Annotated in this window: 11 protein-coding genes; 5 read left to right on the forward strand and 6 right to left on the reverse strand. The window is 42.0% G+C overall.

Going from position 1 to position 14,918, the window contains the following annotated elements:
* Positions 1-230: 230 nt before the first annotated feature.
* On the reverse strand, positions 231-569 hold the full coding sequence (locus KPY62_RS09600; protein WP_216581794.1) for a hypothetical protein: 339 nt from the start codon (positions 567-569) through the stop codon (positions 231-233).
* Between the two features lie 426 nt (positions 570-995).
* On the opposite strand from KPY62_RS09600, the gene KPY62_RS09605 reads away from it, so the two are divergent.
* Complete coding sequence (locus tag KPY62_RS09605) at positions 996-1,883, forward strand: neutral zinc metallopeptidase (protein ID WP_216581795.1); 888 nt, start codon at positions 996-998, stop codon at positions 1,881-1,883.
* A gap of 142 nt (positions 1,884-2,025) precedes the next feature.
* Here KPY62_RS09605 and KPY62_RS09610 read toward each other — a convergent pair whose 3' ends face one another.
* The 3 genes from KPY62_RS09610 to trxA form a co-directional block, all read right to left on the reverse strand.
* The gene (locus KPY62_RS09610; RefSeq protein ID WP_201622940.1) at positions 2,026-2,271 is read right to left on the reverse strand and encodes a glycine zipper 2TM domain-containing protein; all 246 of its coding nucleotides are present in this window, start codon (positions 2,269-2,271) and stop codon (positions 2,026-2,028) included.
* A 409-nt stretch (positions 2,272-2,680) separates the two neighbouring features.
* Entirely contained in the window at positions 2,681-3,949 is a 1,269-nt protein-coding gene (rho, locus tag KPY62_RS09615; RefSeq protein WP_216583288.1) for a transcription termination factor Rho, read from the reverse strand.
* Positions 3,950-4,484: 535 nt separating this feature from the next.
* Positions 4,485-4,811, reverse strand: a complete 327-nt coding sequence (gene trxA, locus KPY62_RS09620) for a thioredoxin (protein ID WP_201622942.1) — start codon at positions 4,809-4,811, stop codon at positions 4,485-4,487.
* Between the two features lie 377 nt (positions 4,812-5,188).
* On the opposite strand from trxA, the gene KPY62_RS09625 reads away from it, so the two are divergent.
* Both KPY62_RS09625 and KPY62_RS09630 read left to right on the forward strand, forming a co-directional pair.
* The gene (locus KPY62_RS09625; protein WP_216581796.1) at positions 5,189-5,902 is read left to right on the forward strand and encodes an RluA family pseudouridine synthase; all 714 of its coding nucleotides are present in this window, start codon (positions 5,189-5,191) and stop codon (positions 5,900-5,902) included.
* A 367-nt stretch (positions 5,903-6,269) separates the two neighbouring features.
* Positions 6,270-7,913, forward strand: coding sequence for a flavin-containing monooxygenase (locus KPY62_RS09630; RefSeq protein ID WP_216581797.1), 1,644 nt, complete (start codon positions 6,270-6,272; stop codon positions 7,911-7,913).
* A 199-nt stretch (positions 7,914-8,112) separates the two neighbouring features.
* Here the strand turns inward: KPY62_RS09630 and KPY62_RS09635 are convergent, their stop codons facing one another.
* Positions 8,113-9,057, reverse strand: coding sequence for a D-2-hydroxyacid dehydrogenase (locus KPY62_RS09635; RefSeq protein WP_216581798.1), 945 nt, complete (start codon positions 9,055-9,057; stop codon positions 8,113-8,115).
* 358 nt (positions 9,058-9,415) lie between these two features.
* Between KPY62_RS09635 and rapA the strand changes: the two genes are divergently transcribed.
* On the forward strand, positions 9,416-12,319 hold the full coding sequence (gene rapA, locus KPY62_RS09640; protein ID WP_216581799.1) for an RNA polymerase-associated protein RapA: 2,904 nt from the start codon (positions 9,416-9,418) through the stop codon (positions 12,317-12,319).
* Between the two features lie 236 nt (positions 12,320-12,555).
* Positions 12,556-13,458 (forward strand): acyl-CoA thioesterase, encoded by a 903-nt coding sequence (locus tag KPY62_RS09645; protein WP_201622947.1) that lies wholly within the window; start codon positions 12,556-12,558, stop codon positions 13,456-13,458.
* Between the two features lie 155 nt (positions 13,459-13,613).
* Here the strand turns inward: KPY62_RS09645 and mutY are convergent, their stop codons facing one another.
* Positions 13,614-14,906 carry an A/G-specific adenine glycosylase gene (gene mutY / locus KPY62_RS09650; RefSeq protein ID WP_216581800.1) on the reverse strand — a complete coding sequence of 431 codons (1,293 nt, stop codon included), beginning with the start codon at positions 14,904-14,906 and terminating at the stop codon, positions 13,614-13,616.
* Positions 14,907-14,918 lie beyond the last annotated feature (12 nt).

Consider the following 14,918-nt stretch of genomic DNA (forward strand, 5'->3'; position numbering starts at 1 on the left):
CAGCCATTATGGAGAGATATTGAGGGCGGTTTTCAATAGTGCTAGATATTTCATATAAGGCTTTGTATAGCAGCAGATATTTTGTATAGCGGTAAACCTATAGATAGAAATACATTTAGAACTCAAAATACTTGAGAGTAAGGATAAAACTACTAAATCTTAGCCATAAAAAAAGAGAGCTTAAGCTCTCTTTTTTTTGTACAATATTATTATAATTTATATAATAATAATTATTGAGCTGGCTCAACAACAACAACTTCGTCAGCAGCATCAACAGCTGGATCAGTAGCCATATCAGTAGTAGCAGTACCGTCTACTGGAACTTCAGCATCAACTTCGCTAGTTGCAGTTGCATCAGCAGCAGCGTCAACAGCTACAGCAGCGTCAGCTACAGCAGCATCAGCTACAGGAGTAGCTTCGTCAGCTTTGTTTAGCTCTTCAGTTGCATCAGCAACTTCTTCTTTTGCATCAGTAATGTCTTCAGCAGCGTTTTCTTTGTTGCTATCACAAGCAGTTAAACCCATAGAGGCGGCCATGATACCAGCTAAAGCAAGTAATTTAAGTTTCATACAATATTCTCCGGAAAATGAAATGAGCAGTAGACATAGCTAAAGGTTGAACTTCCAGTTTATTTTTGGAGATCAACTACTCTTGGTTACAGCTACTCAGCTTGCACGCATTCTATATCTTTTTTAAGTAAATGAAAAGAGTTTATACCACTAATTAACAATAAAAATGTAAATAATATTTACAAGCTCGACTTTTATATAAGTTTAATACAAGTTAATAGCGCAATGGACGTATAATTTGCTAAATTGAAGCAAGTAAAAATAGTTAGTAGCTTAAAGAACGGTCATAGACTCTTTAGCTAAACAGTAAATTAAATAGAGTTGCTATCAGTAGATATTGATATTTTACTCCTATGAGTGTGTATTTTCTTAGAGGGTTAAGTGTCGACAGCGCTTGATATATATTGATGTGAATTGGAGAATATTATGAAATGGCAAGGTAGAAGGGGTAGCTCTAACGTCCGTACTAGTAGTGGCGGCGGTAAGATAATGGGCGGCGGTATTGGCGGCATCATTATTGCTGGTATTTTATGGTTAGTGTTTGGAGTCAATCCAATGACAGCATTACAAACTGGTCAAGTAGTGGCTGGTGGTGGCAGTAATACCTCAACTGAACCAGCTACTAGCGATGATCGGGATACCCAGTTTGTAAAAGTAGTGCTGGCAGATACTGAAGAGGTATGGGGTCAAGTATTTAAAGAAGGGGGTCAGACTTATAAAGAGCCCTCATTGGTGCTATTCAATGGCCAGATCAATTCAGCTTGTGGTAATGCCACTTCAGCGACGGGACCTTTTTATTGTCCTGGTGATCAGACGGTGTATCTAGACACTTCGTTTTTTGTAGAAATGCGTCAAAACTTTGGTATCAGTGGCGATCAGCAACAGTCAGGCGACGAAGAAAACCGTGGTAAAGCGGGTGACTTTGCGCAGGCTTATGTCATTTCGCACGAAGTAGGTCATCATGTACAGACCCTACTGGGTATCTCTCAACAAGTCAGCGAAGCCAGTCGTCAAGTGACTCGTGCCCAAGCGAATAAACTATCAGTATTACAAGAGCTACAAGCAGATTGCTTCGCCGGTGTATGGGCCAATCGTAATCAACAGCGTGTGCAGTTCTTAGAAGCAGGCGATGTCGATGAAGCTATCAATGCCGCCGGACAAATCGGTGATGATAGACTAGCGCGGGCTAGTGGCGGAGCAGTGGTTCCCGATAACTTTACTCATGGTACTAGTCAGCAACGTGTGCAATGGTTTACTCGTGGTTTAGAAAGCGGTAATATCCAAAGCTGTGATACTTTTAGCGGTGGGTTATAGTCTTCAAGTAGCGCCGTATAATCAGTAAATAGCTTAGGACTAAAGGTATGATTTTTTAGTTTAATGGTCAGTTATTTAAGCCAAAAAAAGCCCACAACTTAGATTGTGGGCTTTTAACATCAGTTTAACCAAAAACTATCGATTAGTTTTTAGTTTTGTCATAGATATAACCACCTGCACCACCGACAGCAGCACCCGCTAGAGCACCACGAGCGATATCTTTACTATCGCCTTTACTTTTAATAAGTGCGCCTGCAACTGCACCAGCAGTAGCTGCTTTGGTAGTGTTACTTACGCCACTGTTATAACCACCAGTAGAGTTACAACCAGTCATAATTAAAGCGGTACTAGTAATAGCGGTCATCGCGATAGTTTTAGCAAATTTCATATCATCACCTGTTAAATGAAGCAAAATGATAATAAGTACTTTTAGTAATTAATCAAAATAGCCATTTGAGCGCTATTCTTAGATAATTACTAGCTAGGATAACTAGCAAAGCACTTATTAACAATATTTGATTGAGTGTATTAGTATCAATACTAATAATACCTTGTTACTAGTGTTGGGGTCGTAGTAGAAACGCTAAGCTTTGCGCATTCAATGTAAGCGATGTTGCGCTTGTATGTCGTGAGTAGTGCTTTGACTTAGTTTTCTTGTATTCATCATGATAATACGCTAACTGATTATCACTAAAGCGTAAGCCAAAAAAAGACCGCTATAAGCGATCTTTTTTTAATGACTTCAAGATACCAGTAATACTATTAGCCTTAGTAATACTAACTCTAGCTAACAGATCTTAGTTTTGCGATTTACGTTTCATCTGCTCAAAGAACTCATCATTAGTTTTGGCTTCTTTGAGACGGTCCAATAAGAATTCAGTAGCTTGTACACCATCCATCGGCTGTAACAATTTGCGTAAAATCCAAACTTTACGCAGTTTGTCTTCATCAAGCAGGCGTTCTTCACGGCGCGTACCAGACTTTTTAATATTAATAGCTGGGAAAACGCGTTTTTCTGCCAAATCACGTTCTAGAGTGATTTCTTGGTTACCGGTACCTTTGAATTCTTCAAAGATCACGCTGTCCATTTTACTACCGGTGTCAATCAAAGCGGTGGCGATAATAGTCAAGCTACCCCCTTCTTCAATGTTACGAGCAGCACCGAAGAAGCGTTTTGGCCGTTCTAAAGCGTTTGAATCAAGACCACCAGTCAATACTTTACCCGATGAAGGAATAACGGTGTTATAAGCACGAGCAAGACGAGTGATAGAGTCAAGCAAGATAACCACATCTTGTTTATGCTCTACTAAGCGCTTGGCTTTTTCGATAACCATATCAGCCACTTGTACATGGCGTTGTGGCGGTTCATCGAAAGTTGAGGCGACGACTTCACCGCGTACTGTACGTACCATCTCTGTCACTTCTTCTGGACGCTCATCAATCAATAATACAATCAAATAGCATTCAGGGTTGTTACGAGTGATCGCTTGAGCGATGGTTTGCAGCAGTACCGTTTTACCAGCCTTAGGTGGTGCTACGATAATTGAGCGTTGACCTTTACCAATAGGAGCAATCAGGTCAATGATACGACCAGTTAAGTCTTCGGTAGTACCATTACCTGATTCAAGCTTGAGCTGCTGAGTTGGGAACAAAGGAGTCAAGTTCTCAAAAATAAGCTTATGGCGTGAGCGATCAGGAGTATCAAAGTTGATTTCTCCCACCTTCAATAAGGCAAAATAACGCTCAGAGTCTTTTGGCGGACGGATAGTACCGGCAATACTGTCACCAGTCTTGAGGCTGAAACGTCGAATCTGACTAGGACTGACATAAATGTCATCAGGACCTGCCAAATATGAGCCTTCAGAAGAACGCAAAAAGCCAAAACCATCTGGTAGTACTTCTAATACCCCGTCGCCGTAAATGGCTTCGCCGTTACGGGCATGGGTTTTTAGAATAGCAAAGATGATGTCTTGCTTACGGCTACGAGCCATATTATCAAGGCCCATTTCTTTGGCGATGGTCAATAGCTCAGCGATTGATTTTTTCTTTAATTCAGTTAAATTCATAGATAAGTCATTAGCAATTTGTCGGGTGGGAACTGCCATTAGCAGCACAACCCACGACATTGATTTAGAACAACGTTAGTATAGTAATAGGATGTGTGCGCAAAGTTGATCTTTATACAGATCCAATTCCTATACGTCAAATTATCACCTGCTGTACATTAACAGTACTAAGTGAAAAATAAGGGCGATAGAAAAGGCTACATAAAGGAATACGATAAGCATTTACTGCTAATAATCGTATTTAGTCATTTTATTCAGTTATGGTATTCAGTAGCGATAAATGTGTTTTATAGTGATAAACACAGGGAGAACAGCGACAAGACGCTTATGAAAATGCTATATTTTTCTTGTCACAAGACTATACGGTTTTCACGATAGGCTTGTCAATTATTTTTACTAAAAAAGTCGTATAATTGAATAGTTTGCGATGAACGTTAGCGAAAAGCCATTATCTGGAGAAGATAATGGCTTTTCAGAACTCTATTCAATCACCGATTGATCAGTGATAAATTATTCTATATTAGCTAGCAATATCTTATAAGTGCTTGTCTAGTACTTTAGCCAATTCACTTTTAGGCTGTAGGCCCATTACTGAATCAACTTTTTCACCGTTTTTAAAGACAAATAAGGTGGGAATATTACGAATACCGAAACGACTTGCTGCTTGTGGGTTACTATCTACGTCCACTTTAACGATTTTAACTTTACCTTGGTATTCAGCAGCTAAGTCTTCTAAGATAGGAGCAATAGCTTTACAAGGTCCACACCAAGTGGCCCAAAAATCCACTAAAACTGGCACATCGGCTTGTAATACATCTTGGTCAAAGTTGTCATCAGTAGTATTAACGATAAGGTCTGACATTATTTTCTCTCTTGTTTTATGGTCTCTTTAGTACATCGACTGTATATTACTATAGCAGCCAATCAAAATTGCTACCAGTTATGCTATAAATGTTATTAATAGCAATCATCAAATATTGGTCGATTGCTAAAGAAATATTATGAATGAATAACAATATGTCATTATATTAACATGTTTATCAGCACTTACTAGCGCATGGCTGGTTGAATTACTCAACAACTAATATTAGTACAATAAATCGAAACACAACCCTAGTTACTATAAATAGCTAATTAACTCATCCCATACCTTATAGAATTTTAGTGATAAACCCTTAATCAAATAACTTTTAATCCAGAAAAAAAGTAGTCAATAACCAAAAAATAAGTGGTCATTTTATGCCTTACGATAGTAATACCATCACTGCTCTAAATATCCAAGAGACCCAATACCAAGCCAGTTTCTTTGAAGACTTTGCGCAACAAGTCACAGTTTATGAAGATGAAGATATTTGGGTAGTAGATAAACCCGCCAGCTTACTCAGTGTCGATGGTAAGACCCTCAAAGTTAGTCTGCTATCACGACTAGAGCGTGTTAATCCACAAGTAAAACTGATACATCGCTTAGATATGGACACTTCAGGTCTCCTAATATTCGGTAAAAATGCTGCTGCTCAAACCCATATTAGTAAACAGTTTATTGAGCGCTTGCCGCAAAAGATTTATGAAGCACGAGTATTTGGTGCTTGGGAAACGGTGGGGGCAACTGGCAAAATATCAGTACCAGTGCGTTATGAACCTGCAACTAAGCCGCGCCATATCGTTGATCATGACTGGCATAAAAATGCTTTGACCCATTACCAAATACTCACTCATGAAGAGTGCACTGGTCAAACGGTAACTCGAGTAGCCTTAAAGCCAGTCACTGGTCGTAGTCATCAGCTGCGAGTACACATGGTGCACTGCGGTCATGTAATCATCGGTGATCCTATCTATGCTGAGAATGAAGCCTTAACTATTACTCCACGGCTAAATTTACATGCTCATCAATTGCGTCTCAAGCATCCAGTATTAGGGGCTTGGATGGATTGGGAAAGTCCTTGTCCTTTTTAACTAGTGTTTTTATTAGATTAGCTTTTTAAGGCATCGACCTAGTGAAAGATATAGATTTTTAATGCTCTATATTTACTAAGGTATTATGATTTTTAAGCTAGTAGGATTTTTTGCTATTCACTGCTAATAGTCGATAATCTAAGATTTATGGTAGAGAATAATGGTGTACAGCTGTGAACTATAGAGTCAAATATTCATCCTAAACTCAGCCTTTATTACCCTAGTATAATGGTTAATGCTTATTACTAATATCAATTGTTAATAGTTATTATTGAAGTAAAACAAGCAAAGACCAATCAGGTCAGTAAAAGGTAGCAAGGCAGTCAAAAATTAGCCAAGCAATCAAAAATTATTAAAGGATATTATTATGATGAGTGTCAGTTCTGCCAAACAAGCCGCTAAAAATGTTATTAAACGTCGTTTAAAGTCTAGCAAAGCGCAAGCAGCTACAGGGGCTGATTATGAGGTGTTGATTATCGGCGCTGGCATTGCTGGCATAGGTATGGGCTGTTATTTACAACAGCAAAACAGCGCAAGTTTTTTTACTACTAAATCCAAGATGAAGCAAAAGCGTAAATCCAACCATAAGCGCCAAGGACAGTCATCAACGCAGCGATTTGTCGTATTAGAAAAGCGTCAAGACTTAGGCGGTACTTGGGACTTATTTAACTATCCTGGTATTCGCTCTGATTCTGATGCGCTAACCTTTGGCTACAGCTTTCGACCTTGGCTAGATCATAGGATGCTAGCAAGTGGTGGCGATATCAAGAGCTACATTACTGATACTGCGCGTGAGTTTAAGGTCATCGACCACATTCGCTATCGTCACGAAGTTCAGCAACTGTCATGGTCAAGTACGGCGCAGCAGTGGACGGCAATGGTAAAAAATCATGCTAGTGGTGAGGTGTTTACGTTAACTGCCAACTTTGTAGTCGGCGCAACGGGCTATTACGACTACCAAGCTGGCTATCGTCCTCACTTCGATAAAGAAGAAGACTTCCAAGGTCAAATTGTGCATCCGCAGCACTGGCAAGACTTAAATTATGATGATAAAAAAGTAGTCATTATCGGTAGTGGGGCAACGGCAATGACTTTGTTGCCAGCACTAGTTGCTGAAGACGGTGAACAGTGCGCCCGGTATGTGACTATGTTACAACGCTCACCAACTTATGTCGCTAGTGTGGCAGGCGATGATTATGCGCTTGATTGGTTGTCTGCTAAGTACTCACCGTTATCTAAGCAGCAAGCTTATACTTTGCTACGAGCACGTAACGTACTAAGGCAACAAGGCGTCTATCAAATCGCCATGCATGCTCCAAGTGTTATGAAAGCGTTGCTAACACGCTGGGCGAAGCAAGAGCTTAAGGGTAGTGAGGTTAACATTGAGCACTTTTTGCCCGATTATAATCCGTGGGAAGAGCGTTTGTGTGCAGTGCCTGATAGTGATTTGTTTTTAGCCTTAAAAGGGACACGTGCTGAGGTGGTGACTGATCAAATTAGCCATTTCACTGCATTAGGCATTGCCCTCAACTCAGGTAAGCATTTGGATGCGGATATTATCGTTACCGCAACTGGGCTAAAACTGCAGATGTTAGGTGGCGCAAAAGTATATGTCGATGGTGTGTCAGTTGATGTAGGCTCGCGTATGACTTATAAAGCAGTACTAGTTGAAGATATCCCCAATATGGCAGTCATATTTGGCTATACCAATGCCTCTTGGACGCTAAAAGTTGATTTAGCCTGTCACTATCTAATTAGGTTGTTGAGCTATATGCATAAGCATGGCTACCATACGGTAGTACCACAAGCCCAGATTGAAGGGGAAAAAGCGCAAGTGCAGGAAGATACTATTATGGGCTCACTGTCAGCTGGCTATATACGTCGAGCTAAAGATGAGCTACCCAAACAAGGCGATCGCTATCCGTGGAAAGTCACTAGCAATTACTTAAGCGATCGCATTATGCTAAAGCGCCGTCAAATAAAAGACAAATGGTTAAGCTTTAGCCGTTAGCGCTGCACTTATAACCAATAGCAGGAGCGCTGCACTTTATAAGCTAGCCTAAGTTAACAGCTTACTGAGATAGTTATTTATGATGGCTATGGCGTAGATGGTAGAACGCCAGAGTTATTTATAGCAGTAGATGGCGATAAACAACTCTGTTTTAATCTGGTAGCAAAAAACATCAGCTCAATCTTAGTCCAAGAAAAGCTTAGGTATAGTTGTCAATAAAACCGACTACTTGCTTGCTAAGAATCTGCCATAAGGTAATCTGAGCGCTTTCGCTACCCCAAGCATTATGCGGACTAAAAATGACTCGTGGATGCTCAGTAATAGTTAACAATGGATCGTCATCAAGCATCGGCTCATTTTCAAAAACATCGCTGGCATAGCCCATGATTTGCTCATTATTAATAGCATCAGCAAGCGCCTGACTGTCAACAATACCGCCGCGTGCAACGTTGACTATTAGCGGCTGTTTGCTCATTTTTGCCAAAGTAGTTTCGTTGATAAGATGGTGAGTACGCTCGTCTAGTGGGCAATGCAAACTAATCACATCCGAGCAAGCCAACACTTCATCAAAGGCAGTATAATTGCTATTACGCGGGCTACGTCCTTGATGCTCGGCCCACAATACGGTCATACCAAAAGCTTTGGCAATGTCAGTGACACGTTTACCAATAGTGCCTACCCCAATAATGCCTAGAGTTTTGTCCTCTAAATCTATCAGTGGGATATCTAATAGACACCAATTACCATTAGCCTGCCAACTGCCATCGACGACTTTTTGATGATAATAAATACCAGCACGCAGCGCATTTAGCATCAGCATAAAGGTATGCTCAGGCACACTCTTTACCGCGTAACCTGCGACATTATTTAGCGTAATGTTATGAGCTGTACAAGCCTGTTGGTCAACGTTATTCATACCGGTAGCAGTCAACTGGATCAGTTTAAGCTTAGGCAACTGGGCGATAACTTCGGCGTTAATCTTAACCTTGTTAGTGAAGATAATATCAGCATTTTTGCAACGCTTGATAATCACCGCGTCCTCTTGAGGAGTGTCATCATAAGTGATGTAGTCAGTAATGCCTTGTGGCGCTGGCAAGTCAATGCCTTCAGAAAATGTGCCTCTATCTAAAAATACTGCTTGCATGGAAACTCCTTAAAAGATAATTTTTGTTAATAAGTAATTTTGGCTAATAGCTGGTTTTTACTACTGGGAATTTATGGTTCATAACGGATTGCTATAGCGGTCAACCTAACTTTTAATGACGCTAACTCAGGTTTATTATTGCAGATTTGGCTATCAATGTAGCATGACTAAGCTACAACTAGAACCGCTGACTACTATAGCTACTATATTCCTAGCTGCTAGGCTCTTGAAAAGTTAGATTAACGCACTCATCTAACCGCTAACGTTATATAATAGCTCAGCTTTAATACTGACCAAATAACGAAATTATTACTCCTGCTTATCCTTTTCTTAACTGAGTACAAAAAGACCCTGCCCTATGACTATCTCTGCCGCCTCTTTACACAGCTCCGAATTTGCCGTTGGTCAACGTTATTTATCCGATACTGAGTCCGAATTGGGCTTAGGTGTAGTTATCGATTTAGATGACCGTTGTGTGCACATTTTATTCCCCCAAAGTGAAGAGATGCGCGTCTATGCCAAGATGTCCGCGCCTTTATCACGAGTGGTGTTCAAGGTCGGTGATAGTATCAGTGATCAACAAGGTCACAACTATATAGTCACTGGCGTTGATGAAGTGATGGGGGTGCTGAAATACAGTGTTAATAACCCTGATGGAAGGACGGTTAGTAAAGGCATAATGGAAACCCGCCTCGCTGCTAATATTACGCTAGCTAAACCGCTTGAACGCCTATTAGCGGGTCGTATTGAACGCAGTGATTGGTATGAGCTTCGCCAAGATATTCTGCGTATGCAGTCGGCGCTGGCTGGACATCCTCTAAAAGGATTGATGGGTGCCCGTGTTGATATTATCGAGCATCAGCTCTATATCGCTCACGAAGTCGGTAAGCGTATTGCGCCACGCGTATTGCTTGCCGATGAGGTAGGCCTTGGCAAGACTATTGAAGCTGGGCTGATTATCCATCAGCAGCTACTCACTGGCAAGGCTGAGCGGGTATTAATCTTAGTGCCTGATAGCTTGCAGTACCAGTGGATGATTGAGTTACGTCGTCGCTTCAATCTAAATTTTGCTTTGTTTGATCTAGTGCGTACTGCCGCAATCAGAGAGCATGACCCTGAGCAAAACGTCTTTGCTACTGAGCAATGTATCATTGCTGGGATGGATTTATTACTCGATCACCCTGATTTATATGACCAAGCGATGGAAGCTGGCTTCGATCTATTAGTAGTCGATGAAGCGCATCATCTGCATTGGAATGAAGCGGAAGGTGGCAACGAAAAGTATGACTTAGTAGCTGATTTCGCTGAAGAGACTGCTGGGGTACTATTGCTAACCGCAACTCCTGAACAGCTTGGTGTGCAAAGTCATTTTGCTCGTCTGCGCTTGCTCGATGCCGATCGCTTTGATGATTTGGATGAGTTTATCGATGGTCAAGAAGCCTTTGCTCAGACGGCGGCTGTTGCGGCAACTTTAATAGAAGACAAGCCACTGACTGCCAGTCAAATTGCGGCTTTAACTAATTTGCTTAGCGTGACTGAAGACGAGTTAAGCACTATCAATGAAGACGATAAGCTTCGCACCTATGCGCTAAATGAGCTGCTTGATCGTCATGGCACTGGTCGAGTATTGTTCCGTAATACTCGTGAGAGCGTTAAAGGCTTTTATGGTCGTAGCAGTACAGCGCATCCGTTGCCATTGCCGGACACTTGGATCAATAGCTATCAGACTACAGGCAAGCTACGTGAGCAGCTATGGGGCGAAGAGAACCAACCTGATGGTGGCTGGTTAGAAGACGAACCTCGTGTACCTTGGCTAATCAATATTTTAAAAGGCGAACTAAAACACCAGAAGGTGCTACTTATTGCTCGTAGTGGTGCAACAGTCGAAAGCCTTGAGGCTGTGTTGCGCTTACATGCTGGTATTAAAACGGCTATTTTTACTGAGCAGATGACTCTGCTTGAGCGTGATCAGGCTTCTGCGTACTTTGCCGACAGTGAAGGGGCACAGATATTACTGTGCTCGGAGATTGGTTCTGAAGGGCGTAACTTTCAGTTTGCTAGTCAGCTTATTTTATGGGATTTACCGGCTAATCCAGATATCTTAGAGCAGCGCATAGGTCGCTTAGATCGTATCGGCCAGACCCAAAAAATAACTTTACATGTGCCTTATATCCAAGGTACCGCGCAAGAGCGTCTGTACCATTGGTATGATAGTGCTCTGAATATATTTAATCAAATATCACCCACTGCGCAAAGCGTGCAAGAGCTATATATTCAAACCTTGAAACCTTTGCTAGAAGGGGTTGATAACGCTGATAATCGTCTTATTCTACAAGATTTGATTGCCGATGCTAAGCAAACACGTCTAGGATTAGAGTCACAATTGCAGTCTGGTCGTGACCGCCTATTAGAGTATAACTCTTGTCGCCCAAGAGTGGCTGGACGTATCGCTGATGCTATGCGCGACTTCGATGGTAATAACCTATTACCAAAATTCGTTGAACGTTTCTTAGCCTCAGCTAATATTGATTATAGCGTTCAACGTGATGGCTCGTGGGTAATCTCGCCGGTCGATAGCACTGAGATTAGCGAATATATTGAAGGGCTACCGCTCGGTGAAGAAGATGGTATGACTCTGACCTTTGAGCGTGAGCTGGCATTGGCACGTGAAGAGATCGAGTTTATCACTCATGAACATCCACTAATGCGTGCTATTTATGAGCTGGCTAATACTAGCACCTTTGGTAATACTACGGTTGGGATGCTCAAAAGTGCCGCTATGCCACAAGGGATGGTGATGTTAGAGGTCAACTTCCGTGTCGAAGCTATTGCACCAAAAATATTGAATTTACCAGCTACTCTTTCTTCACAAAGTATTCGAGTATTTATCAGTGAGCAAGGTAGCGATCTGACAGCGCGTATCAGTAGCGAAATGATTATGCCGCATATTGAGCGTTTGGACAAAAACCGCGCGCGACAAGTTATCAAAGCACGTGGTGATGTGATCGAACAGCGTTATTATGAAGCTGAAGCTATTGCTAAAGCCCAACTGGCTGAAATTGGTACGCAAGCAAGTATGCGCTTTAGCCAGCAATGGTCACGTGAGGTCAAGCGTCTCAAGCATCTACAGACAATCAATCCAAACGTGCGACCTGCGGAAATTGAGCGCTTAGAGCAGCTACAGTTACAAGGGGAGCAAGCATTAGCGACTTTATCTTTAGTGCCGGATTCAATCCGAGTACTAGTATCGGTAAAACCTTAGACTGTACAGTACTATACTGTGATTTGAATGTTTATAGCCAAGAAGAGATACCGTGATAGTATCTCTTCTTGGCTATAAAAAGCTGAGTTTTACTGCAAACGAATGCTATTATTCAGTATTTTTACTGCTTATTAGTACTTATTAATACTCAAGCTAAATGAAGATCATGCTAAGTTACTGTAAACCCTATTGCTATGTTATTGAGCAATAATGGTCATCCAACATAAGGAAACTCAATGTCTAATAATACGCAACTGATCGCTGAGCTGCTAGCTACAGTCGCCCTCATTGAAGTCAGCCCTGATGTATTTGAAGGTAAAAGCCATGACTATGTTGGTGCTCGTATCTTTGGTGGACAAGTACTAGCTCAAGCGATAATGGCCGCTGCTCATACGCTTGATGAGGACAAACCTTGTCATTCGCTACACGGTTATTTTTTGCGTGGGGGCGATATTGATCAGCCAGTGATTTATCAAGTACGGCGTTTGCGTGATGGCCGTAGTCTATCAGCACGTCAAGTCACTGCTATTCAATACAAACAAGCTCGTGGCAAAGCGCCTGTTGAGCAAGTCATCTTTTCAATGATTGCTTCTTTTTCTTCGATGGAGGAAGGCCTAGAGTATCAAGAAAATATGCCTGTTTATCCACCACCAGAGGATTTGCGTGCTGAGCAAGAGCTCAAAGAGGATTATGTCGGTAAAGTACCTGATGCGCTCAAGTCACGTTTTATGCGTCGTCGACATATAGAGATAAAGCCAGTCAAACCACGTGATCCTATCCATCCAGAACCGATGAAACCTAAGCAAGCTAATTGGTTACGTATCCAAGATTTGGGGGCGCAACCAGTTGCTATTCAGCAAGCGTTATTGGCGTTCTCATCAGACTTCTATTTGGTTGGTACAGGTTTGATGTCGCACGGTGTTAGCTTCATGACTAGCGGCTTACAAGCGGCCAGTATCGATCATTCGATGCATTTTCATCGTAATTTTGACCTCAATAATTGGCTGCTGTATGACATGTGGAGCGATACTACTTCTAATGCTATGGGACTAAATCACGGTCAGTTTTGGCAAGATGGCAAGCTAGTAGCCACAGTACAACAAGAAGGGCTGATGCGTTTACGGGTGCCGAAGTCTTAATTGGCTATAGACTTGCAAGATCCTATTAAAAGCAGGCAGTTTATTAGAATGTAATACAATATGATCTAAATAAAAAAGCGACTCATGATAACTTATGAGTCGCTTTTTTTTCGGTTTATCCAATTACCATTATTTTAAGAGTTTATAATAATGTATTAGCCTTCTTCGAGTATCTTAACCATCGCTCGTGGCAACCCAAGCGTTGCTTGCGCCTCAGCGCTATTTAGCCAGTTTAGAGTAATATCAGCCGCTTGCAGTAGTTCGGTTAGCTGTTGCGCTTGTTGGTCATTTAAAGTTAGTTGCTGCGGGGTTAGATACCAATGAAAATGGGTTAATGAGTGCTTGATAGGAGCAACTAGTGCATCGTCAAACAAATCATTAGTTGTAGCTCTGATTATTGGCTTGGCTGTCAACGGCTGCTGGCTCAACCACTCGTTAATGATTTGCTCAGCGGTAGTGAATTCTGATTCGTAGGCTTGCTCATTACTGGCAACTTTCAACGACTGGTTATCTGTGACTGTATTCACCGCTACTGCTTTATCAGTAGCCCTGCCGCTAATCTTTCCTATAAATTCCAACGGTAAGCTCCATAAGCCGCCCCAAATACCATTATCTGGGCGCTGTAGCCATAATAGCTCACTGTCTGCATTTTTGATCATTAACGCATTACTATACTTGCTGGGTTTCGGCTGTTTTTTAGCTTTTACTGGATAATCAGTTTCGCGCCCTTGCGCATGCGCCAAACAGTCATCCGCTATCGGACATAAGGAACAAGTAGGCTTACGGCGAATACATAAAGTTGCGCCCATATCCATCATTGCTTGGGCAAATAATCCAGAGTTCTGTGTCGGTGTTAAGCGCTGCGCCAATGCCCATAACTCTTTAGTGGTAGCAGACCTCATAATATCACCATCGATGGCCGCCCAACGAGTCAAAACTCGTTTGACATTACCATCACAGATTACTCCATAACCATGCAAGCCCATGGCTACAATCGCCCCAGCGGTTGAAGGTCCAACCCCTGATATCGCTTCCCAACCTTCTAACGTCTGCGGAAAGTCGCCAGTTTCATCAATAACCTGAACTAGCTGCTTTGCGCCTTTATGCAAGTTACGCGCTCGCGCATAGTAGCCCATGCCTGCCCAGTGTTCGGCTATCACATCCCATTCGGCTGCTGCTAAATCTTGCACGGTTGGGAAGGAAGTCATAAAACGGGCGAAGTAAGGCAACACAGTGGTGACTTGGGTCTGCTGTAGCATGACTTCTGATAGCCAAACGATATAGGGATTGGGCGTATCGGTTTGATGTTGCTGCCACGGTAGGTCATGACGGCCACTTGTGGCAAACCATGTTAATAAACGGGGGGCGAAGGAGTCGTAGGAAGTAGTGTTGTGAGTAACAGTAGCGTCTGCTGATGCAGTATTTATATTAGCGGTAGGCTGGGTCATAGGGGGCTTTAA

Origin of the sequence: Psychrobacter sp. TAE2020, from assembly GCF_018919485.1 — a bacterium.
Lineage (GTDB): Bacteria > Pseudomonadota > Gammaproteobacteria > Pseudomonadales > Moraxellaceae > Psychrobacter.